This is a genomic window from Noviherbaspirillum pedocola, assembly GCF_016632335.1.
GTDB lineage: Bacteria > Pseudomonadota > Gammaproteobacteria > Burkholderiales > Burkholderiaceae_D > Noviherbaspirillum_A > Noviherbaspirillum_A pedocola.
Genome location: NZ_JAEPBG010000021.1, coordinates 36,240 through 61,192, shown reverse-complemented (window position 1 = coordinate 61,192; position 24,953 = coordinate 36,240). Strand labels below are relative to the sequence as shown.

General features: G+C 65.5%; 8 protein-coding genes. All 8 read left to right on the top strand.

Features of this window, described 5'->3' with window-relative positions:
* Positions 1-23: 23 nt before the first annotated feature.
* Positions 24-1,148 (top strand): porin, encoded by a 1,125-nt coding sequence (locus JJB74_RS27845; RefSeq protein ID WP_200597689.1) that lies wholly within the window; start codon positions 24-26, stop codon positions 1,146-1,148.
* 255 nt (positions 1,149-1,403) lie between these two features.
* The gene (locus JJB74_RS27840; RefSeq protein WP_200597687.1) at positions 1,404-1,940 is read left to right on the top strand and encodes a 2Fe-2S iron-sulfur cluster-binding protein; all 537 of its coding nucleotides are present in this window, start codon (positions 1,404-1,406) and stop codon (positions 1,938-1,940) included.
* 1 nt (position 1,941) lies between these two features.
* Complete coding sequence (locus tag JJB74_RS27835) at positions 1,942-2,928, top strand: FAD binding domain-containing protein (protein ID WP_200597685.1); 987 nt, start codon at positions 1,942-1,944, stop codon at positions 2,926-2,928.
* Positions 2,925-5,147, top strand: coding sequence for a xanthine dehydrogenase family protein molybdopterin-binding subunit (locus JJB74_RS27830; RefSeq protein ID WP_200597684.1), 2,223 nt, complete (start codon positions 2,925-2,927; stop codon positions 5,145-5,147). Before JJB74_RS27835 ends, JJB74_RS27830 begins: the two co-directional genes overlap by 4 nt.
* Before the next feature lie 210 nt (positions 5,148-5,357).
* The gene (locus tag JJB74_RS27825) at positions 5,358-6,965 is read left to right on the top strand and encodes a sensor histidine kinase (RefSeq protein WP_200597682.1); all 1,608 of its coding nucleotides are present in this window, start codon (positions 5,358-5,360) and stop codon (positions 6,963-6,965) included.
* Positions 6,966-6,982: 17 nt separating this feature from the next.
* Positions 6,983-7,849, top strand: coding sequence for a CBS domain-containing protein (locus tag JJB74_RS27820; protein WP_200597680.1), 867 nt, complete (start codon positions 6,983-6,985; stop codon positions 7,847-7,849).
* A 567-nt stretch (positions 7,850-8,416) separates the two neighbouring features.
* Positions 8,417-24,217 carry a LysM peptidoglycan-binding domain-containing protein gene (locus JJB74_RS27815; RefSeq protein WP_200597678.1) on the top strand — a complete coding sequence of 5,267 codons (15,801 nt, stop codon included), beginning with the start codon at positions 8,417-8,419 and terminating at the stop codon, positions 24,215-24,217.
* Positions 24,214-24,942 carry a hypothetical protein gene (locus tag JJB74_RS27810; protein WP_200597676.1) on the top strand — a complete coding sequence of 243 codons (729 nt, stop codon included), beginning with the start codon at positions 24,214-24,216 and terminating at the stop codon, positions 24,940-24,942. The genes JJB74_RS27815 and JJB74_RS27810 overlap by 4 nt, the downstream gene beginning before the upstream one ends.
* Positions 24,943-24,953: the final 11 nt, after the last annotated feature.

Below are 24,953 nucleotides of genomic sequence, written 5' to 3'. Positions count from 1 at the left end.
ACTCACTTTTCCTGGAGATGACCATGAAAAAGACCCTGCTTGCCATTGCGTTACTCGGCGCCTATGCCGGTGCGCAAGCCCAGACCAATGTCACCATCTATGGCTCCTTCGACGGCGGCATCCGCTACCAGAATCATCAGGACGCCGCCGGCCATAGCCGCATCACCATGGGCAGCAATGGCACCTATAACTCGAACCGTCTCGGCTTCAAGGGCATCGAGGATCTCGGCGGCGGTTTGAATGCGCACTTCACGCTCGAAGCCGGCTTCAACAACGGTTCGGGCGCGCTCAACAATACCAACAACCAGTTGTTCGAGCGCTCGGCCTTCATCGGCCTTGGCAGCCAGTGGGGCAGCCTCGATCTGGGCCGGCAGTACACCGTGGCCTACAAGACCGTCGGCCCTTACGATCCCTTCGATTTCAAATACCCGTCCATCATCCCGACCTCGCAGGCGAGCGTGAGCGCCGGTCAGCGCGTGAACAACGACATCCAGTACACCGGCAGCTTTGGCCCGATCACGGCGCGCGCCGAATGGGCGCTGGGCGAGCAGGCCGGTTCGGCCCGCGACAATTCGCAGCAGGCGCTGGGCGTGACCTGGGCCGGTGGACCGTTCTCAGTCGGCGGCGCCTATACGCTGCGCAAGCCGGCGCTGATCCCGGCAACCGCAGCTACGCCGCCCACCAACTTCCAGGACAACCGTTCCTGGACTCTCGGCGGTTCCTACACCATAGCCGGCGTGAAAATCGCCATCGGTTATGCCCGCGAAACCCAGGACCGGGCAACAGGCAACTCGACCGACCAGAAGAATGCCTGGGGCGGCGCGTCCTACAACTTCAATTCGGCATTGGGCGTGGCCGCGGGCTACTACCAGACCCAGGTCGACAACGTGCTCACGACCAACAGCAGCGGCAAGCGCCAACTGTTCATCGTCGGCAGCACCTACAAGCTTTCCAAACGCACCAACTTCTATGCCGACCTCGACTATGCCCGCTACACCGATGCGTTGCGCGCCACGCTGCCGGTAGCGGCGACCAGTGGTGGCCAGCTCGCCGGCCTGGGCGGCGGCACATCGCAACTGCCGCTCGCTACCACGAACGGACAGGGCAACCAGCTCGGCTTCTCGGTGGGTATCAACCACGTGTTCTGAGAACGCGGCGCGATGCCGCAAGGCATCCGCCATGGCGTTTGACGGGCACGACCACCGGTGTTGAATCGAGCGATACCGCTTCGATCAAACCGCGGCGTCGTCGCAGGAACTTGCGCCGACGCCGTCGATCTGTCCAGCACCCGCAGCTTGCCGGTGCAAAACCCGATGTCGCGACAGCTTCCCCAATGATCAACGATAGCTGCCCTCCTATCGATTGCCGGTCCGTATCCGCGGGCAATCCATTGCGAGGACCCCATGCTGCCCTATGCCCCACCCCGGCCGGTGACGCTCAACATCAACGGCCAATCCCATACGCTGCAGCTCGAGCCACGCGTCTCCCTGCTCGATGCGCTGCGCGAAGTCGCCGGCTGCACCGGCGCGAAGAAGGGCTGCGACCGTGGCCAGTGCGGCGCCTGCACCGTGCTCGTCGACGGCCAGCGCATCAATGCCTGCCTGACGCTGGCAGTGATGCAGGAAGACCGCGAGATCATCACCATCGAAGGCCTGGCGCAAGGCGACAGTCTCAATCCCCTGCAGCAAGCCTTCATCGAACATGACGGCTTCCAATGCGGCTATTGCACGCCGGGGCAGATCTGCTCGGCCGTGGCACTGCTGGAAGAAGCGCGCCAGGGACATGCCAGCGCTGCCACACCCGATGTGCGCCAGCCGCTGCCCCTGCTTACTGATGATGAAATCCGCGAACGCATGAGCGGCAACCTGTGCCGCTGCGGCGCCTACAGCAACATCGTTGCGGCGATCCGTGACGTCATCGAACGCGAAGGAGGCGTCTGATATGCACTCCCTGTTCTACGACCGCGCGCGTGACATTGATGACGCGCTGGCCCTGATCGCGCAGCCCGGCGCGCGCTTCATCGGCGGCGGCACCAATCTGCTGGATTTGTACAAGAGCGGCGTCGACATTCCCGAACGCATTGTTGACATCACGCGGCTGCCGCTGGCGGCGATTGCGGCGCTGCCCGATGGCGGCCTGTCCATCGGCGCGCTGGCGTCCAACACGGCCGCGGCGAATCATCCCGAGGTGCGCATGCGCTATCCGATGCTGGCCGAGGCGCTCCTGGCCGGCGCATCGGCGCAGCTGCGCAACATGGCCACCGTCGGCGGCAACCTGATGCAGCGCACACGCTGCTTTTATTTCGTCGATGCCGCCTTCCCCCGCTGCAACAAGCGCGTGCCGGGCTCGGGCTGCGGCGCGAAGGATGGCATCAACCGCCAGCATGCGATACTCGGCGCGTCCGATGCCTGCATCGCGGTCAATCCGTCGGACATGGCGGTGGCCCTGGCCGCGCTGGATGCCACCGTGGTGGTGAAGAGCAAAGAGGATGAGCGCCGCATTCCCATCGACGACTTCCACCGGCTACCGGGCGATGAACCGCAGCGCGACACCACGCTCGAGCCCGGCGAGCTGATTGTCGCGGTCGAGCTGCCGCCTTCGCCGTTCGCCGCAAACAGCCACTACCTGAAGCTGCGCGACCGCGCCAGCTATGCCTTCGCGCTGGTGTCGGTGGCGGCCGCGCTGGAACTCGACGAGGGCGTGGCGAAGACCGTGCGTATCGTGCTCGGCGGCGTGGCGCACAAGCCCTGGCGCGCGCGCGAAGCCGAGGCGCAACTGACGGGCAAGCCCTTGTCCGATGACGCGTTGAACGCTGCGGCCGCGGCCGCGCTCGCCGGTGCACGCGGCTACGGCTACAACGACTTCAAGATCGAACTGGCGCAGCGCGCAATCGTGCGTGCGCTGCGCACCGCGGGAGAACGCGCATGAATGCCCCCCATCACATCATCGGCGCGCCGATGGACCGTACCGACGGCATTGCCAAGGTCACGGGAGCCGCCCGCTATGCGGCCGAGCATCCGCTGCCGAATCTGGCCTACGCGGTGCTGGTGACCTCGACCATACCGAAGGGCCGCATCGCCGGCTTCGATGCGCATGAAGCGCGCGCCGTGCCCGGCGTGATCGCGATCATGACGCATGAGAACGCACCGAAGCTGCCCGACCAGACCAAGTCCGGCAAGCTGATGCCGCCGATAGGCCGAGTGCTGTCGCTGCTGCAGTACGACGCGGTGCATTACAACAATGAGCCGGTAGCCGTGGTGGTGGCCGATAGCTTCGAGCATGCGCGGGAAGCCGGCGCGCGCCTGAAGGTGCGGTATGACACGGCTGAGGATGCGGTGCTCGACTTCGAGACGGCGCAAGAGAAACTGCATCCGCCAGAGTCGGTATTGGGCGAGCCGGCCGACACACGGCGCGGCGATGCGCTGGCCGGCATGCTCGAAGGCGCAGTCACGGTGAACCAGACTTACGTCACGCCCTTCGAGCATCACAACCCGATGGAGCCGCATGCCACCATCGCGCATTGGGAAGGCGACCATCTGACGTTGTACGACTCGACGCAATACATCCATGGCGTGCGCCGCATCGTGGCGCAGACGCTGGGCATGGCGCCGGAAAAGCTGCGGGTGCTGTGCCCGTACATCGGCGGCGGCTTCGGCTGCAAGGGCTCGGTGTGGTCGCATGTGGTGCTGGCCGCGATGGCTGCGCAGATGGCGGGCCGGCCGGTGAAGCTGGTGCTGGACCGGCCGCAGATGTTCGGCCCGGTCGGCGCGCGCCCGGTGACGAAGCAGCGCCTCGCGCTGGCATCAAGCACTGACGGCAAACTCACCGCGTCGCGCCATGATGTGATCGCGGCGACCTCGATGATCGAGAACTGGATCGAGCCTTCCGCGCTCATCACGCGGATGATGTACGACTGCCCGACCCAGGAAACCACGCACCGCCTGGCCAGCATGGATATCGGCACGCCGACCTTCATGCGCGCGCCGGGCGAATCGACCGGCTCCTTCGTGCTCGAATCGGCAATGGATGAGCTGGCCATTGCGCTGAAGATGGACCCGATCGCGCTGCGCATGGCCAATTACGCGGAGAAGGATCCGGGCAAGGGCCTGCCCTGGTCGAGCAAATCGCTGGATGAGTGTTACCGCATTGGCGCCGAACGCTTCGGCTGGAGCGCGCGCAATCCCGAGCCCGGCAGCATGCGCGACGGCGACTGGCTCATCGGCTGGGGCATGGCTACCGCGACCTATCCGACCAACCGCTCGGCCGCGACCGCTTCCGCGCGCCTGAATGCCGACGGCAGCGCCGCGGTGTGCTCGGGTTCGCAGGATCTCGGCACCGGCACCTATACCGTGATGACCCAGGTGGCGGCCGACACGCTGGGACTGCCGCCGGAAAAGGTGCATTTCGATCTCGGCGACACCCGCTATCCGGATGCGCCGGTCTCGGGCGGCTCGACCACGGTGGCCTCGGTGGCGCCGGCAGTGCGCGCGGCCTGCGAAGCGGTGAAGATGAAACTGTTCGGCATTGCGCTGGCCGATGCGGCTTCGCCCCTGGCCGGGGCGCTGGCCTCGGACTTGGAGTTGCAGGACGGCTGGCTGGTGCACAAGGGCGATACGGCGCGGCGCGAGGCGGTTGGCGAAGTCGTGGCGCGCCATGGCAAACCGATCGCGGCCGAAGCCAGCGCCGCGCCGGGCCCGGAGAAGGGCAAGTTCTCGATGCATGCCTTCGGCGCGGTCTTTGCCGAGGTGCGGGTGCATGCGCATACCCGCGAAGTGCGCGTGCCGCGCATCACCGCGGCTTACGGCGTGGGCAAGCTGATGAACGCCAAGACCGGGCGCAGTCAGCTGCTCGGCGGCATCGTCTGGGGCATGGGCATGGCCTTGTTCGAGGAGAGTTATCACGACCCGGAAACCGGGCGCATCGTCAACGACAGCCTGGCCGAGTACCACGTGCCGGTGCATGCCGACATCGGCGACATCGACATCATCGTGGTCCATGAAGACGATCCGCATGTGAATCCGCTGGGCGCAAAGGGCGTCGGCGAGATCGGCATCACCGGCGTAGCGGCCGCGATTGCGAACGGGGTGCATCACGCTACCGGCCGCCGGGTTCGCGATCTGCCGATTACGCTCGACAAGCTGCTGTAGCCCGTCGCGCTAACTGACGAGCGCATTCCATGCGCATCGAGTGCCCTGCCCGCAGGCATCGTTCCTGCGCGCGGGGCACTTGTGCCTGACGCATCAGCACTTGTGTGCCCAAATCATGTTCCTGCGCAAACCGGCGCCAGAACTGCGCCTGCCGACAGCAGCCTAAGCCCTTGAGAACACAAGATTTCCGGCCCGCGTGAGCCGGAACGCATGATGACGAACATTGTTGCAATGATGAATGGCGGCGCGGGCGCCCGGGCCGGCGGCCAGGGCGGCACACCGAAGCCAGACCTGCTGAAACTGATGGCGCAAGCCAGCGAGCGTCTGAACCAGGTGGGCAGTGAAACCGATGCGCTGGCGCTGCTGCAAAGTTATGCGCACAGCGTGGCCGGCGCCGATGCGGCGATCCTGCTGTTGCGCGATTCCGGCCTGCGCCATAGCGCCACCAGTACCGATGCGCCCGATCCGTATCTGTGGGCCCTTGCCGACTGGGCCGCAAGACGACGGCAGACCGCCGTCGTTGCCGAGCTGGGCGCCGATACGCTTGTTGCGAGCAATATTGAGCGGCCGGCCGGCATCGGCAGCGTGGTGCTGCTGGCGTTGGAGCTCGCCGGCGAGCCGGCCGCGATTGCCTTTCTGTGGCGTACGCCGCATGCGCCGCAGCCGGATGAGCTTGCCGCGCTGGAGATCCTTGCGCACGCGGGCAGCGCGGCGCTGGCGCGGCAACGCTACGAGAACCGACTGCATGAAGACGAGACCCGCTACGCCGTCCTTGGCAGGGCCTCGCCGGCGCTGATCTGGCAAACCGATGCCGAGGGCAACCTGGCGCACATCAATTGGGACCATGTGAACGGCGATGCACAGGAACACGCCGGCACCTGGGACCGCTTGCTGCATCCGGAAGATACGGCGGCCTTTGGCACTGCGTTCGCCGACGCCAGGCAAAGGCGCGAGCCCTTCCGATGGCGCGCCCGCCTGCGCGATGCGCATGGCGCCTGGCGCTGGCTCGACATGCATGCGCTGCCCCTGGACGCCGCCGACGGCGGCTACGCCGGGCATGTCGGCATCGCCATCGATGTCAGCGAAGCGCTGCGCGCCGGAGAAGCCTTGCGCCAGGCCGACCGGCGCAAGGACGAGTTCCTGGCCACGCTGGCGCATGAGCTGCGCAACCCGCTCGCGCCGATCAGTAACGTCATGTACATGCTGCGTCACGAAGGCGGCCGCCGCCGTGCCGACCGGCTGCTGCAGATCGTCGAACGCCAGGTGCGGCACATCGTCAGGCTGGTGGACGATCTGCTGGAAATGTCGCGCATCACCCGCGGTCAGATCGCCCTGCGCCGCGCGCCGATGCTGCTGGCCGATGCGCTTAACGCGGCGATCGAAACAGCCAGGCCACAAATAGAGAGCAATCGACATCGGCTGGAGCTTTCGCTGCCGCCGGAAGCCTTGTGCGTGCATGGCGACATGGTGCGTCTGACGCAGGCATTCACGAACCTGCTCGACAATGCCGCCCGCTATACCGAGCCCGGCGGCGAAATACGCATCACCGCGCGCCGCGAAGGCAAAACAGCCACCGTATCGATCGCGGATAACGGCATGGGCATTGCCGCGGAACTGCGGGCCCGGATTTTCGATCTGTTCACCAGAGGCCAGCGCGGTTGCGGGCCCGGCGGGCTCGGCATCGGGCTGCCTATGGTGAAGAGCCTGGTCGAGCTGCACGGCGGCGTCGTGGAACTGCGCAGTGACGGCCCGGGACGAGGCAGCGAATTCATCGTACGGCTCCCCGCGCTGGAACGAACGCCTGACGAAACGAATTGATGGCAAAGGAGAATGCAATGCAAACGGTCGCTGAAATCATGACCAGGGATGTGCAGGCGATAGCGCCGCAAGACAGCCTGCGCCGCGCCGCGCAGTTGATGGACGACCTGAACGTCGGCGCGCTGCCGGTGTGCGTCGGCAGCAAGCTGGTAGGCATCGTCACCGACCGCGACATTACCGTGCGCGGCACATCGGCCGGCATGGCGCCGGAGACGGCGCACGTGGACCAGGTGATGAGCACCGACGTGCGCGCCTGCCATGAGCATGAATCGGTGGACGATGTGCTGCGGCAGATGGCCGACACCCAGATCCGTCGCATTCCGGTGCTGGCCAGCGGCGACGGCCGGCTGGTCGGCATGCTGTCGCTCGGCGACATCGCCACCCGGGCCGATGCGCAGATACGCGATGAACAGTTCAGCGAAGTGATGGGACGGGTGTCCTACCCTTCCGAGCCGGACCGCTCGGGCGCCGGCAATGGCGCCGCCGACGAAGCGCTCGCGTCGAACACCCACAGCGCGGCGCGCCTGGTCGGCTCGGATGTGCTTGCCGACCAGATGAATCCGGGCATCGAAGTCTCGGGCACCGCCGATCCGAGCGAGATGGTGGAAGTCACGCCGCGCGAACTGGTGAACCGCAACGCCCCGGGCAGCCGCATTCCCAATACACCGGACGGTGCGCAGCGCGTCAAGCCGAAGGAAGGCGTGACGGTGCGCCATGTCGCCGCGCGCGGCGAAGACACCAGCACGGGAGCGAGCGGCGCGCCGGAAGGCATCGATGCTGCCGGCGCAGCTGGTGCGTCGGGCGGCGCAGCTGGTGCGTCGGGCGGCACGGCTGGCACAGGCGGATCGGCCGGGACGGATGTGGGAGCGGCGCCGCAGGGCTAAGCCTTTCGAGTCGGAAGCTAATTCCGCGAAGGGGATAACGCCACTGGCGTCGAGGGTGTGCCGCGCGTACTCGTCCTGTCCGCGGCTCAGCGACTCCAACGGTGAGACGCTTTGATGTCGACCGAGCATTTCGATTCCCCTTGAGCGTGCTACCACGCTCAAGCCCCTCCAGAAAACGGCTCTGCGCGGACTTGCGTGAAGAGCCGAAAATTCGCGTGCGTTCACAGCACGTAGCATTCCTCATCCAGAAATTCCGCCGTTTCCCTATGAAGCTGCGCACGTGATGCCACCATCACGGTGGCATACATCCACCTCGCGTTCTTCTAACGCCCACAATCTTTGCGTCATCGCTTAACTCTTCTTCGAATCCGAAGAGTTAACTCTTAAGGACTTCAGCGCGTGCAGTCCCCCTGCCGCTGACCACATGCCGTTTCGTTGTGCGCCTAGCGCATGCGTAATCGGTCATGAACTCCGCTACCTGGCGAGGCCAGGCCCCCGCTTCCCCCCGGCGATGCCGGCTTGTTGTTTTCCCCTTCAGTCGTGTCTTCTTCGCACACAGGAGCGAACATGGTCGCACTCGTCGCCGGCAACAGCCTTGGCCTGAACCTCACTTCCCTTGCCACGCTCGGCGCGCGCGGTGTCGCGGGCAATGCCAGCGTCGGCCGCGGCACCGACCGCGCCTATGTCAATGTCAGCAATGGCAACCTGGTCATTCAGAACCGCGACGATGCGCTCGCCGGACCAGGCCTGTGGATCGACAGCCTGCGCACCTACAACAGCCAGGAACACCTCGGCGGCGACTTCCGCCTGCCTGGTTTGCAGCCACCCAGGCTCACGTCCACCGGCGGCATCGGCAAGTCCAACAGCAGCGTGGTCAGGAAGGATGCCGACGGCGGCGAAGATCTCTACACCTTCGACGCCAACCGCGCCGCCTACATCAGCACCGATGGCGCCGGCGCTTACGACACCATCCGCTACATCAACAACCAGCTGGTCTGCACCGATGGCGATACCGGGCTGACCGAGTACTACGCCCGCTATCAGAACGAATGGCAGCTCGTGCTGCGTCAGGACAGCGATGGCAATGGGATCAGCTTCCTCTACAACAAGGATGGCCAAGTCCAGTCGGCCATCAACCGTTCCGGCGAAGGCATCTATTACGACTACAGCAACCGGCTGCTGGCGCAGGTACGCACCGTCACCATCGATGCGAACGGCAATGCGCAGACGGTACGCGTGCGCTATGGCTATGACAGCTTCCGGAGATTGGCATCGGTGACAGTCGACCTGTCGCCGGAGAACGGCAGCACCGCCGACGGCCGCGTGTACGTGACCCGCTACGAATATGACGGCCCGAGCGACCGCATCACCGCAGTGCGCGAGAGCGATGGCAGCAGCCTGGCCATCACCTACATCGGCGCCGGCAACGACATCCGCGTGGCCAGCGTCACCAATGCGCTGGGCGAGACGCTGCGCTTTGCCTATGACACGGCAAACCGCCGCACCACCGTCACCGATGCGCTCGGCCTCATCACCCGCTACGACTACGACGCGCTGGGCCAGTTGACGCGCATCACCGGCCCAGCGATCAATGGCGGCTCGCAGGTGCAGAGCTTCGTCTACAACGCCCGCGGCGACGTGGTGCAGATTACCGATGCCAAGGGTGGTGTCACCGCGATGGAGTACGACGCCAATGGCAACCAGGTGCTGCAGCGGGATGCGGCCGGCAACGTGGTCGCGCGCAGCTACGACGGCCAGAACCAGTTGCAGACCGAGACGGTGTATCTGGTGCCGGATGCCGATGGCACGGGCCCTGGCCGGGCCAGCACGCCGCAGACCACGCACACCATCCACGACGCCGGCCAGCGCAACCAGCTGCGCTTCGTCGTCAGCCCGGAAGGCCGGGTTACCGAGTACCGCTACAACAGCACGGGACAGCGCATCGTCGAGCTGCATTACGCGGCGGCATATCGCGATACTGCCGGCTGGCCGATCGCGTATCCGCAACAGTTGCCGACCACGCCGCTGGGCATGGGCGCGGCCGTGTCCGGCGGTGGCTATACCGGAACAGTGCCGACCGAAGCGCTGCTGGCCGCATGGGCGGCTGCGCAGGACCCGAGCCAGGTGGTGCGCGTTGACAACCGCTATGACTTCCGCGGCCAGTTGCAGCAGCAGTTGCGCTATCCCGTGTTGCCGAGCGATGCCAGCACCAACGTCGCTACCAGCGCCGGCAGCAATCCGAACCTGATCACCAGCACGATCGGCAACGGCAATAGCGTCGGTAATGGAAATGGCAACGGCAATGCGAATGGCAAGGGTAATGGCGTTGGGAACGGCAACGGCGTCGGCAATGGCAATGGCGGCGTCGGTAACGGAGGGGGTAATGGCAATGGCAATGGCGTGGGCAACGGCAAGCCCTCCACCCCAGCCGACATCACCCAGTACGTCTACGACCCCTTCGGCCGGCTACTGCAAGTCATCACACCCAATGGCGGCACCACGAGCTACGCCTACGATGGTCTGAACCGCGTGCTCACCGCGAAGGACGCCTACGGCACGCTCACGCTCACCAGCTACGACGACGCCGGCGACCGCACCACCGTGCAGTCCGCCAACGGCTTGCGCAGCGTCAGCAGCTTTGACCGCGCCGGCCGGCTGATGAGCCTGATGCAAACCGACGCCGCCGGCCAGGCGCTATCGACGACCACCTACGACTACGACGCCGACGGCCGCCTGCGTCACCGCACTGACCCGACCGGCGTCGAACACTGGATGCTTTACGACGATGCCAGCCGCCTCGTCGCCGAGATCGATGGCAACCGCAGCCTCGTCGAATACGTCTACGACCGCAACAACCAGGTGGTGCAGACGATCCGCTATGCCACGTCGGTCTTGGGCACGCTGCCCGCAATTCTGCCGTCAACGTCGCTGGCAAGCTTGCGCCCGTCAGCACAGGCAGGCGATGTGCGGACCTGGCGCCTCTTTGACGCCGCGAACCGCCTCGTTGCCGAGGTCGATGCCGAAGGCGGCGTGGTACGCACCGAATACGACGGCGTTGGCCGTGTGACCCGCACCACCGCCTATGCGACGGCTATCGATGTCTCGAGGCTGCCCGCCGAGCCGACACTGGCTGCAGTGCTCCCAGCCACTTCTCAAGAAGATCGCATCGCCCGCCGCTTCTACGACAATGACGGCCTGTTGCGCGGCATGCTCGACGGCGAAGGCTATCTGCAGGAATGGCGCTATGACGCCGCCGGCCAGCAGGTCGCAGGCATCCGCTATGCCACCGCGACGAACGCCTCCTTGCGCGCCACCGGCGCACTCGCGCAACTGCGTCCTGCCAGCAGCAACACCGACATCCTCACCAACTGGATCTACAACGCGCGCGGCCAGGTGACGGCCGAGATCGATGGCGAGAACTACCTGACCAGCTATCGCTATGACGGCGATGGCAACCGCATCAGCACCATCCGCCATGCCCGTGCATTGACCGATGCCCAGCGCGCCGCGCTGATCGCCGGCGGCATCGCCTCCAGCTGGAGACCGGCGCCGAGCAGCGCCGACGGCGTGCAAACGCAAAGCTACGACCTGCTCGACCGTCTCGTCGCCAGCACCGACATCAGCGGCACTGTCACGCGCTATGACTATGACCCGATGAGCCGTCTGGTAAAGACCACGATGGCGGCCGAATCAGTGGAAGAGCGTATCCAGACCCGCCGCTACGACCTGCAAGGCCGGCTGCTGGCGGAGTTGTCTGGTGAAGGCAATGCGGCGCTGGCACGGCTGGTCAACCCGAACGCTGCGCAGGTGGAAGCGATCTGGCAGCAGCATGCAACGCGCTACCAGTACGATGCGGCCGGCCGGCTTCTGACGCGCATTGACGCCAACGGCAACCGCAGCCTGTTCTATTACGATGCCGACGACCAGCTGCTGTATGCGGTCAATGCCGCCGGCGAAGTGCAGGCCCACCAATACGACGCGCTTGGCCGCGAACTCCTGCTCACGCGCTATGCGACTCGCCTCAGCGCCACGCAGCTCGCCACGCTGCAGGGCGGGCTAATCAACGGCAATCGCAACGCCGACATCCCGTCGCTGATAACTTCATTAACCAGCGCCAGCGGCGACAGCAGCACCCGCTACCGCTACGACCGCACCGGCCGCGTGATCGAAGTCACCGATGCGCTCGGCCAGCGCATCACGCAGCGCTATGACGCTTTCGGCGGCATGGTCGGCAAGACGCTGGTCGGTACCGAGAATGGCAACATCAATGAGGCGATGCGCTACGACCGACGTGGCTTGCTGCTGTCCGATGTGCGCGACGCCAGCGGCCTGCAGGCGCAAACCCGCGCCGACTATGACGCCTTCAGCCGCGCCATCCGCACGATCGATCCGAACGGCAACGTGCGCGAGCAGCGCTATGACCGCCTCGGCCGCACCGTGCAAACCATCGACGGCACCGGCGCGCTGTTCGCCACCGGCTACGACGCGCTGTCGCGTGTCGTCTCCCGTACTGATGCGCTCGGCAATACCACCACCATCGCTTACGACAACGCCGCGCGCTCCAGCACGGTCACTACGCCCGAAGGTGTCGTCGTCACCACGGTCATGAACCGCCACGGCCAGACGCAGCGCGTCACCGACGGCGATGGCAACACGACGACATCTGCGTATGACCGCAATGGCAACCTCGTCACGACCACGGCGCCGCTAGCCACGACGAACAAGCGCTACTATGCCGGCAACCGCCTGATCGAAACCATCGACGGCAATGGCGTGTCTACCATGCTGAGCTACGATGCGGCCGACCGCGTGCTGACGCGCATCGTCGACCCGAGCGGGCTCGCGTTGAAGACCAGCACCGTCTACGACGCGCTCGGCCGCATGATCCGCATCACCGATGCGAACGGCGTCGATACGAGCTACCGCTACGATGCCCTCGGCCAGCTGCTCGAACAAGTCGTCGACCCCGCCGGCCTGGCGCTGACCACCCGCTACACCTGGAACAGCCGCGGCCAGCAATTGAGCGTAACCGACCCGAACGGCACGACCACCCGCTACAGCTACGACAACCTCGGCCGCCGCATCAGCGAAACAGTTGACCCCGATGGCCTCGCGCTCACCACCCGTTACGCGTACGACGCCAACGGCAATGTCATCGCCAAGACCGATGCCAACAGCCACACCAGCCGCTACGCCTACGACGCCGAGAATCGCTTGCTCGCCAGCGTTGACGCTGCCGGCGGCGTCACCGTCACCAGCCATGACGCCAATGGCCGCATCGTCAAGACCATCTCCTACGCCACGCCCATCGCCCTCGATGGCTTGCCGCTTGCCGCCTCCGCTGGCGACCTCACTTCCCGCCTGCAGCCCGACGCCATCCACGACGAAGTACTCCATCGCCTCTACGACCGCGACGGCCGACTGATTGCCACGGTCAATGGCGTTGGCGCCGTCATCACTTACCGCATGGACGGCAATGGCAACGTCGTCGAGCGCCGCGCCTATGCGCAGGCCATAGCCATGGCCACCTGGACGCCCGGCAGCCTGCCAAAGCCGCAACCGGACGACATTCACGATGCACGCCAGCGCACGCTGTACGACGCCGCCAACCAGGCCATTGCCATCCTTGATGGCGTCGGTGGCCTGACGCGGCAACGCTTCGACGCCAATGGCAACCTGCTCGCGCGCACCGCCTACGCCACGCCGATCGATCCTGATCTCGAACTGAACGCTGCCACCATCGCCGCCGCCGACGCGCGCATCGCCAATGCCACCGTCGACCACAGCGAGGTCTACCGCTATGACGCCGCCAATCGCCGCAGCTGGAGCGCCGATGGCACCGGCGCGGTGCGCCGCTATCGCTACGACGGCAATGGCCGGCTCACAGGAACCGTCGCCTATGCGACCCCGCTGGCTGCCGGCGCCGCGCTGGAGCAGGTTGCACTAAACGCAGCCGATAGCGTGACAACCTACGACTATGACGCAGCCGGACGGCTGCGTCATACGACAGATCCCACCGGCGTCGAGCGCTGGCGCCTGGTGGACGCCGACGGCCGGCTCACCGCCGAGATCGATGGCAACCGCAGCCTGACCGAATACGTGTACGACCACGCCGGCCGGCTGCTGCAGACCATCCGGTATGCCACTCCCGTGTCCGGCCCCTTGCTGCCGATGCTCTCCGCCGACGCGCTGACATTGCTGCGGCCGGCGGCGAGCGCGCAGGATAGCCGCAGCTGGCAACTGCATGACGCCGTCGGTCAGCTCGTGGCCGAGGTCGATGCCGAAGGCACAGTCACCCGGCATGATTATGACGATGCCGGTCACCTGCTGCGCAGCACGACCTATGCCACGCCGATCGATCCAGGCGCGCTGGGGGCGGCACCGACGCTGGCACAAACCCAGCCAGTTGCCTCCGAGGCCGACCGCATCACCCGCCACTTTTACGATGCCAACGGCTTGCGGCTCGGCACGCTCAATGCCGAGGGCTATCTGCAGGAATGGTGTTATGACGCCGCCGGCCGGCAGATTGCGGGCATCCGGTATGCCACTGCGACTGCTGCCGAGCGGCGCAGCACCGGCACGCTCGCCCAGCTGCGTCCGGCGGCCAGTGTTGCCGACATCGTCAGCGATCAGATGCATGACGCCCTTGGCCAATTGCTGGCCGAGATTGATGGCGAAGGTTATCTGACGAGCCATCGCTACGACGCCGACGGCAATCGCGTGGGCAGCACACGCCATGCACGCGCATTGACCGAGGCGCAGCGTGCCGCGCTGGTGAGCGGCGGCATTGCCGCGACCTGGCGACCAGCCCCCGACCGCGCGGACGCGGTGCAAACGATGACCTATGACGCGCTGAACCAGCGCCTGGCCAGCGTCGACGCGAATGGCACGATCACCCGCTATGGCTATGACAGCGCCGGGCGGCTGGCGGAGACCCGCACTGCGGCGGGAAGCAGCGAGGAACGGGTACGGACCCGGCGTTATGACACGCAAGGCCGGCTGTTGGCGGAGTTGTCGGGTGAAGGCAATGCGGCGCTGGCGCGGTTGGTGAATCCGAACGCTGCGCAGGTAGAAGCGATCTGGCAACAGCATGCGATGCGCTTCCAGTACGACGCGGCCGGCCGGCTGCTGTCGCGCACTGATGCGAACGGCAACCGCAGCGTGTTCTATTACGATGCCGACGACCAGCTGCTGTATGCAGTCAATGCCGCTGGTGAAGTGCAGGCGCATCAGTACGATGTGCTCGGCCGCGAACTCCAGCTCACGCGCTATGCGACTCGCCTCAGCGCCACGCAGCTCGCCGCACTGCAGGGCGGCCTGATCAATGGCGATCGCAATGCCGACATCCCGTCGCTGATCGCGTCGCTGACCAATGCCGGCGCCGACAGCAGCACCCGCTACCGCTACGACCGCACCGGCCGCGTGATCGAAGTCACCGATGCGCTCGGCCAGCGCATCACGCAGCGCTATGACGCTTTCGGCGGCATGGTCGGCAAGACGCTGGTCGGCACCGAGAATGGCGACATCGTCGAAGCAATGCGCTATGACCGGCGTGGCTTGTTGTTGTCTGATGTGCGCGACGCCAGCGGCCTGCAGGCGCAAACCCGCGCCGAATACGATGCCTTCGGCCGCACGATCCGCAAGATCGATCCGAACGGCAACGTGCGCGAGCAACGCTACGACCGGCTGGGCCGCACCGTGCAAACCATCGACGGCACCGGCGCGCTGTTCGCCACTGGCTACGACGCGCTGTCGCGCGTCATCTCTCGCACCGATGCGCTGGGCAATACCACCACCATCGCTTACGACAACGCCGCACGCTCCAGTACGGTCACTACGCCCGAAGGTGTCGTCGTCACTACGGTCATGAACCGCCACGGCCAGACGCAGAGCGTCACCGACGGCAATGGCAACACGACGACCTATGCGTATGACCGCAATGGCAACCTCGTGGCCACCACGGCACCGCTCGCACAAACCACCAAGCGCTACGACGCCGGGAACCGCCTGATCGAAACGATCGACGGCAATGGCGTGTCCACCGCGCTGAGCTACGACGCCGCCGACCGCGTGCTGTCGCGCATCGTCGATCCGGGCGGACTGGCACTGAAGACCAGCACGGTCTACGACGCGCTCGGCCGCATGGTCCGCAGTACCGATGCGAATGGCGTTGACACCACCTACCGCTACGACACCCTCGGCCAGCTGGTCGAACAAGTCGTCGACCCCGCCGGCCTGGCGCTGACCACCCGCTACACCTGGAACAGCCGCGGCCAGCAATTGAGCGTGACCGATCCGAACGGCACGACCACCCGCTACAGCTACGACAACCTCGGCCGCTGCACCAGCGAAACCGTCGATCCCGACGGCCTCACGCTCACCACCCGCTACAGCTATGACGCCAACGGCAACGTCATCGCCAAGACCGACGCCAACAACCACACCAGCCGCTATGCCTACGATGCCGAAAATCGCCTGATTGCCAGCGTCGACCCAACTGGCGGCGTCACCGTCACGGGCTATGACGCCAATGGCCGCGTCACCAAGACCACCGCCTACGCCGCACCGATCTCGCTCGCCGGCTTGCCGACCTCGGCGTCCACTGCCGACATCAACTCCCGCCTGCGCCCCAGCGCCAGCGACGCGATCAGCATGCGGGTCTACGACGGTGATGGCCGTCTGTCCTTCACCGTCGATGGCGTCGGTGCCGTGATCGCCTACCGTTTTGATGGCAATGGCAACGTCATCGAGCGCCGCGCGTATGCGAAGCCAATCGACCTGGCAAGCTGGCAACCCGGCACCGTGCCCACCGTGCAAGCCGATGAGGCGCACGATGCCCGTCTGCGCACCTGGTATGACGCAGCGAACCGGGCAATCGCCACCGTCGATGGCGTCGGCGCATTGACCGTGCAGCGCTTCGATGCGAATGGCAACCTGCTTGCGCGCACGACGTATGCCACGCCGGTGGACGCCAATCTCGCGTCCACGCCCCAGGCGCTGGCCGAAGCGATAAACCGCGTCGTGTCCTCCGCGGCCGATCACAGCGATAGCTACCGCTTCGATGCCGCCAACCGTGTCACGCTGCATGTCGACGGCATCGGCGCCGTCACCCGCTATCAGTACGATGCCAACGGCAACCTGCTGCGCAGCATCGCTTATGCCACCGCGCTGCAGCGGGGTCAGGATTCGAGCACAGTGCGCGTCAGCGCCGCAGATCGCATCACGGACCAGGCCTATGACGCGGCCAATCGCCTGACTTGGCAGACCGATGCGCTCGGCGGCGTCACGTCCTGGCAGCGCGATGCGAACGGCAATGTGCTGCGCACCACCCGCTATGCGCAGCCACTCGCCGCGCCAACGCCGCAATCCGCGCCGCTGTCGGCGGGTGCCTTGCAGGCGCTGGCGCAAGCGAATGTCTTATCCGACCGCACCAGCCGCTATGCGTATGACGCGGCCAACCGTCAGACTTGGGCGATCGATGCCGAAGGCGCGGTCACGGCGATGCGCTACGACGGCATCGGTCAGCGCATCGCGACGACCCGGTACGCCCAAGCACTGGGCATGGCCGCGCTGACTGCGATCGATGGCAACCGCGACGCCAGCAACACCAGCCGTGCCACCACCATCGCCAGCCTGACGCAAGCCGATCCCGCGCAAGACCGCAACACATGCACCGTCTTCGATGCGGCCAACCGCGTGGTCGCCAGCATCGATGCGCAGGGCTACGTCACGCTGAACGGCTACGATGCGCTCGGCCGCCTGCTGCGCCGCGATTCACTGGCCCGGCCGATTGCGGTGAGCGCCATGCCCGTCACCGCCGACGCGCTCGCCGCCGCGCTGCGCCGCGCACCGGATGCCGACCATGTCGACACCTACATCGTCGACGCCGCCGGACGCACCGTCTCGCATACCGATGCGCTGGGCAACACCGAGTCCTGGACCTACGATGCGCTAGGCAACAAGCGGGGTTTCCGCAACGCGCTGGGCGCGCTCTGGACCTACGACGTCGACGCAGCCGGCCGCACGGTCCGCGAAACATCGCCGCAAGTCATGCTGGCAAGCCTGCGTACGAACCCGGACGGCAGCCTGGCAATCGATACCGCGCAATCCGGCTACGCCGCCATCGTCACCGCGCTGCGCTACGACGCGCTCGGCAACCTGGTCGCGCGCACCGAAGCGCAGGGTCGGCCCGAGCAGCGCACCACGCGATACCAGTACGACGCCCTCGGCCGCCAGATCCGCACCGACTTCCCGGAAGTCGGCGTCTACGATGCCGCAAGCGACAATCTCGGCGCCAACGGCCGCACCGGCCTGGCTTTACGCACCGAGCGCAATGCGGCGCTGTACAGCGAAACCCGCTTTGATGCGCTCGGCAATGCCGTGTCCGGCCGCGATGTCGGCGGCGCGATGAGTTACAAAACCTATGACCGTATCGGCCGGCTGGAATACGAGGTCGACGCGCTCGGCCAGGTCACCGGCTATGCGCGCAACGCCTTCGGCGACATGACCAGCCTGGTGCGTTACGCCATCGCCATCGACGTGCCGGCCACCGTCACCAGCGACAGCATCCGCACCGCGCTGCGTCAAACCGCGGACGGACGCAGTCTGCGACAGGACTACGACCGCGCTGGCCGCCTGGTACGCAGCGAGCAGTCGGCGATCGATGTCTTTGACAGCAGCGCGCCGGCTGGTCAGCAAACCTTCCATGCCGGCGCCGTCACCACCCAGCGCTACAACGCCTTCGGCGAAGCGATCACAACCGCGCAACTGAAGAACCCGTTGAGCAACGCCTGGCTCGTCAGCCATGCCTGGTACGACGGCAACGGTCGTCAGATTGCCATGCAGGATGCTGCCGGGTATCTGACCACACAGGCCTGGGATGCCTGGGGCAACCTCGTCGCGCGCACCGAGTATGCCGAGGTGCAAGCCGCCCCGACGGCCATGTCAGCCTTGCCGCCCGCGATGCGCGCCAGCGAAGACGACCGCAGCACCACCTATGCCTACGACCGCGCCAACCGCAAGATCCGCGAAACACGCGTCGGCATCCTCTACACCGATGCCGACACCGGCCTCACGCAACGCGGCGATGTCACCACCAGCTACGGCTACGACGCCGTCGGCAACCAGACCCGCGTCACCGATGCGCTCGGCGCGACCACCTTCACCTATTACGACGCCCTCGGCACCATCCGCGCCGTCGCGGCTCCGGCCCGCGACAGCGGAGACGCCACGCTGATCCCGCTGACCGAGTTCCGCCGCGATGCCTACGGCAATGTGCTGGCGCAACAGGACTATGCAAACGGCCACGCCTTGGCGGACGAGCGCAGCTATCTCCCCGCCGCATCCGCCGACGACCATCTGACGCTGAATCGTTACGACAGCCATGGCCGGCTGGTGCAAAGCCAGGACGCGATGGACGTCTCGCATTACCGCTCCTATGATGCGCGCGGCAACCTGGTCAAAGCCTGGCAACGCGTCACCGCCTCTGACGGCGTCACGCAGCGCACGCTGTGGCAAGCCTTCCGCTTCGATGCGCTCGGTCGCCAAACCGATGTGCTGACGCCGCTCGATGACGGCGGCGTGATCGACACCGCCACGCAATACAACGCTTTCGGCGAAGTCATCCGCCAGGGCACCGAGGGCCGCTGGGAAACCTACTTCGATCGCGACGCCGCCGGCCATGTCTGGCGCACCAATGACAAGGACGGCATCGAGCGCATTGCGCTCTACGACCTGCAGGGCAATGTCACCGCCGAAATCAGCAGCGACGGCAGCGCGCCGCTGAACATCAACGCTCCGGTGGAAGCACTCGCCGCCAGCCACACCCGCCGCATCGACAACCGCTACGACGCGCTCGGCCACCTGATCGACCGCCTCGACACCGCCCGCGACGCCAGCCCGCTGCAGGACGATGGCGCCGGCGGCCTGACCTGGGCCACGGCCGCCGGCCCCGAGCGGCTGCGTTACCGCGCCGTAGGCAGCCGCGACTGGAGCGAGGCCGCCATTGCCCATGCCGGGGACGAGTCGCACGCCGACCTGCAAACACTGGCCGCCGGCGACTATGCCTACGAGCTCAGCCAGACCGACGCCAGCGGCATCACCACCCGCACCACCGGCCAGCTGCACATCACCGCCGGCCAGCCGGCGCAGACCATCGGCGCCAACGGCGTACCCGGCATTGCGGGTGTCGCCGCGCAGGTCGACACCATCGGCGGCCAGACCAGCAGCGACGATGCCGCCGCCTGGCTGGTGTTCGCCGATCCTGGCAAGAACTACACCGCGCAATTCCAGTACCGTCTCGCCGGCACCAGCGCTTGGCTCACGCTGCCGCTGGTGGCGCGTGGCAATGGCAAGCTCGGCGTCGACCGTCGCGGCATCGGCGCCGGCCGCTATGACTACCAGCTGCTGCTGACCCACGCCGGCCAGAACACGCCCGCGCGCACCATCGCCGGCACGGTCGCGCTCGGCGACTATATGGCAACGGATCACAAGGTCCTCGCCGCCAACCCCGACGGCAGCATCCCGGGCGCGATGCCCGCCAAGATCTTGCGCTGGACACTGCCGCCGGCTGGCGTGCAGGCGGTCCTGCAGGTGCGCAGCGTCAATGTCGAAGATGGCAGCGCCGGCGACTGGAGCGCGCTTGCGGTGCGCGACGAAGTGCTTGGCGTGGATGCGCAGGGCCAGCTCGCCGGCTACCAGAAAGCCAGCCTGGAAGGTCTGCCGCCCGGCAGCTATCAAACCGACCTGCTGTGGCTGAAGGACGGCCAGACCGTTGCCGAGACGGTCGGGCAAGTCATCATCGACGCCGACACGGTGCAATACCGCGCCACGCCATCGGCCTATGCGCCGTCCTTCACCATCGCCGCCACGCCGCCGCGCATCGACATCACCAGCGACCAGACACTGCGTCCCGAGATCCGGCAGACGGTGGACCGTTGGGGCAATGTGCTGGCCGTCAACGATGCCCGCTCGCTGGCCTGGGTCACGACCGCACGTTATAACGCCAACAACCGCGTCATCGAACATGCCGGCCCCGCTGGCACGCTGGCCAGTGGCGAGGCAGCGCGACCACTAACGCGCTTCTTCTACGACATGCTCGGCCGCCAGATCGGCATGCAGGACGCCAACGGCAATCTGACGCGCTGGCGCTTCGACGCCGCTGGACAGCTGCAAACCGAGGTACATGCCGACGGCGGCGTGGTGACGCATCAGTACGACGTCTTCGGCAATGAGGTCGGCATCGTCGACGCCTGCAACTACCGGCAAAGCATGCGCTACGACGCGCTCAATCGTCGCATCGAAACCCGCGTCGAGGGGGCACTGGTCAATGCCGCCGAGTACGACGATGCCGGCCGCATGACAGCGGCAATCAATGGCGCGCATGAAACCCTGCGCTACCGCTACGACTTGCGTGGCAATGTCGTCGCCGTCATCCAGCCGATGGGCCAGCAAACCCGGTACGCGTTCGATGCGCACAACCGCCAGACCGCCATCACCGACGCGCTCGGCCGCACTGCGACCTGGACTTATGACGACTTCGGCCTGCTGCAGTCGCATACGGACATTGGCGGCGCGCGCTATGCGTATCGCTACGACGCGGCGCGCCAGCTCGTCGAGCAAAGCAACAGCCGCGGCCAGCACCTCGTCTATGGCTACGACCTCGCCGGGCGCCAGATTCGGATCGACGACCAGGCCACCGGGAAGCTCACCGAGTACCGCGTCGATGCGCTGGGCAATCATCTCGCCGAACGCACCACACAGAACGGTGAAGTGCTGCAGAACAACCGCCTGCGCTATGACAGCGCTGGCCGGCTCACGCACATCGTCGACACCGCGGCCGGCATGGTTAGCATTGCGATCGGCTATGACGCCGTCGGCAATCGCGTCCATGTCGTCACCGACATCGCCGCTGGCAATGCGAGCCAGCACATCGACGGCTGGTATGGCTATGACGCGATGAACCGGCAGACGCTGGTCAACGCGCGGGATGCGCAAGGCACGCTCGGCGCGCATGGTCACCGCATCGCCTACGATCTCAACGGCAACCGCGTCAGCGATACCTGGCAGGGCGCGACCCTGAGCGATGCGTCCACAGCCGGCAACGATGGCGATGGCTTCGCATTCGGCCTGCTCAGGGGACGCTTCGCGATCGGCAGCGGCGACACCACCGCCACCTATGCCTACGATGCGCAGAACCGCCTGATCACTTCGTGGCGCGACGGCAAGCTGGTGCAGCAGCGACGCTACGACGACGCCGGTCGCCTCAGCGTCGAAGACGGCGGCGACGTCGATGAAGACGCCGTCAAGCAGCTCAACAGCGCCCTGCCCGAGGCCGACCGCCTGCCCGAGCGGCGCAGCGTCTATACCTATGACGACAACGGTCGCATGGTCTATCTGCAGGTGCAGCACCTGGACGGCGGTCGCGACTATGACATGGATTACAGCGACCCTCATGCCTACGATGCGCTCGGCAATGTGCAGCGTTACCAGGTCCATGGCTACAGCGACGATGGCTACACCAACACCTTCGTCAACCGCTATGGCCAGTACGAGAGCGATGTCATCACTGATACCCATGGCAGCAGCACTGTCAACGACGATGGCAACAGCCACCAGCAATACGACGTCAACGGCGACCTGATCGGCATCACCGACGATGCCGAGGGCGCGAACAACCGCAGCTATCTCAACGATGCGCAGGGCCGCGCGCTGCTGATCCGGCAGAACGGGCATACGCTGCGGCAGCTCATCGCGCGCGGCGAGGTGCTGGGCCGCTATGGCGATGGCGTGAACCCGTATGACGGCAAGGACGACGACAACCATCCGCAGTTCGCGACGATTCGGGATCTGAACTTCACCTACCAGCCGGTCAATGCGACGCACCCGGGTAGTGCGCCGGGCGCCTACATTGTCGCGAGCGGGGACACGCTGCAATCGATCGCCAGGCAGCATTATGGCGACGCAGCGTACTGGTACCAGATCGCCATGGCCAATGGCGTGGATGCGGACCACCCGCTCGTGGTCGGACGCAAGCTGGACCTGCCCTCGATCACCGGCACGACCTACGACCGCGCCGACAGCTTCAAGCCCTACGACCCGAGCAAGGTGATCGGCGACACCACGCCGACCCTGCCGCCGTCGGATGATGGCTGCGGGATATTGCAGATCCTCGTCATCGTGGTGGCGGTGGTGGTGACGATCTATACCGCGGGCGCGACGGCATCCGCGCTGGGCGCGACCGGCACCGCGGCAGGCGGCACGAGTCTGGCCTCAATAAGCACTGCCGCGCTCACCGGCGGGGCTCTGACGGGCGCCGGTGCAGTCGTCGAGGTAGTGTCCGCCGTCGTGGGCGGCGTGGTCGGATCTATCGTCAGCCAGGGCCTGGCCGTGGCGCTGGGCATTCAAAAGGACATCAACTGGAGCGGCGTAACGCTGAGCGGCTTGAGCGCTGGCATCACCTCGGGTGTCGGTGCGGCGGCGCAGGGCTGGCTTGCCGAACAGACCTTCGTGGGAAGCGTCAGCCGTGCCGTGCTAGCCAACGCGATTACGCAGGGCGTAGGCGTGGTGACGGGCTTGCAGGACCACTTCAGCTGGACCAATGTCGCGGCCGCTGGCGTGGGCGTGGGCGCGGCCGCGAGCTTCGCGGTTGCCGATGCGCTCGGCATGCATGCGGCGGACTTTGCGGATGCGAGCTTCGGAGAACAGCTGGTGAAGGGCACGATCCGCAGCTTTGCGGCAGGCGCGGCGGCGTCGCTGGCCGGAGGTGGGCGGGTGACGGTGCAGCAGGCGGCGATGGATGCATTTGGGAATGCGCTGGGGAGCAGCTGGGTGGATAGCATCGGCGGCCCTAGCCAGAACGAATTGGAGCTGCAGAAGCAGGAGGACGCGCGCGATGCGGCAATTTCCGCGGCTTTGAGTGGCGGCCCTGCGGAACGCAACGCGTACAGTTTGGCTTATGGTATGCGGGACAGCACTGGCCTGAAGCTGGGCGGCAGAACGGGCCTGCAATTGACGGATAGTGCCTACGCCGAATGGGTTAATCGGACAGATGCAAGCATTCATCAGGCGGCGAACAGCTTAGATAATGTTAATGATCCATCGGCATCCTCATCGGATGGAGGAATAAGCGAGTCTGATTATTGGGATGCTGGTAGGTCGGTTCGAATGCGCTTGACTCAACAAGGTATTCCATCCGCGAATGAACCGTACAGTCCCAATGATGGTGACTTTGGCATGGTGCTCACTGGTGGCGGAAATGCAAGAGGACCTGTGAGGCCTGGGCAGCCTTTGGAGATGGTTAAGAATTCTCGTGGTGATGCAGCGGCTCAACTGATTGCCGATCCATGGGGCTGTTGGGACCAGGGTTGACGGGCGAGTATAACGGTATTAGTGCAGCGTACGAACGTTATCGAATCAAGCAGGAAATTGAGGAAATCAGCAATCGCCTTGGGCAAAATGGGCGAAATGTGCCGGAGGTGCCCAAGGCTTGGGTCAATGGAGGGCAGCTCGTTGATGACTACTCTCCAGCTCAGCTAGAACGATTCCGCACTATCGATAACCTTGAGGCGTTACGCAAGCAAGGAATCGTCGAGCTTGATGCGAACTGGAGTATTAAGTCGGTTGCTAGCGGGCGTGAAATGTTTATCAACCCGCGTCAGGTACGATTTACTCAGGAATGGGTGAATTACAATTCCAGCGACAAGATCAATACACTAGACACAACCGGCCGTACAGTTCAGGTCTCCCCTGAAAATCTGCCGGCGATGGACGTAGTGCTGATGCCAGATGGACGGCTTACGAGCCTGGATAACCGGAGGTTGACTGCTTCGTATCTGTACGAAGCAGAAAATGTAAAAGTAATAATTCGTGCTGGCAATGATCCATTGCCAGATGCGCGGACCGTGGAGCGGTTTAGCTGGAAAGGATATGTTCCCCAGACTTGGGCCGATGCTGCGGCCGTTCGCATCTTCAAGCAAGGCCCCGAGTTCAGAGAGACATTCCGTCAAGGTAGCCCAGTAGTGCCCTTGGTGAAGAATGCTCCTTCGGATCCGTTCTATCGACCTTATCTGGCGCCTCCTACACGTCGGCGTTAAAGGTGAACAAA

Bases quoted from the DNA above. Each gene is read 5' to 3' on its own strand.
- JJB74_RS27845 (WP_200597689.1), top strand. From the start codon at position 24: ATGAAAAAGACCCTGCTTGCCATTGCGTTACTCGGCGCCTATGCCGGT.
- JJB74_RS27840 (WP_200597687.1), top strand. From the start codon at position 1,404: ATGCTGCCCTATGCCCCACCCCGGCCGGTGACGCTCAACATCAACGGC.
- JJB74_RS27835 (WP_200597685.1), top strand. From the start codon at position 1,942: ATGCACTCCCTGTTCTACGACCGCGCGCGTGACATTGATGACGCGCTG.
- JJB74_RS27830 (WP_200597684.1), top strand. From the start codon at position 2,925: ATGAATGCCCCCCATCACATCATCGGCGCGCCGATGGACCGTACCGAC.
- JJB74_RS27825 (WP_200597682.1), top strand. From the start codon at position 5,358: ATGATGACGAACATTGTTGCAATGATGAATGGCGGCGCGGGCGCCCGG.
- JJB74_RS27820 (WP_200597680.1), top strand. From the start codon at position 6,983: ATGCAAACGGTCGCTGAAATCATGACCAGGGATGTGCAGGCGATAGCG.
- JJB74_RS27815 (WP_200597678.1), top strand. From the start codon at position 8,417: ATGGTCGCACTCGTCGCCGGCAACAGCCTTGGCCTGAACCTCACTTCC.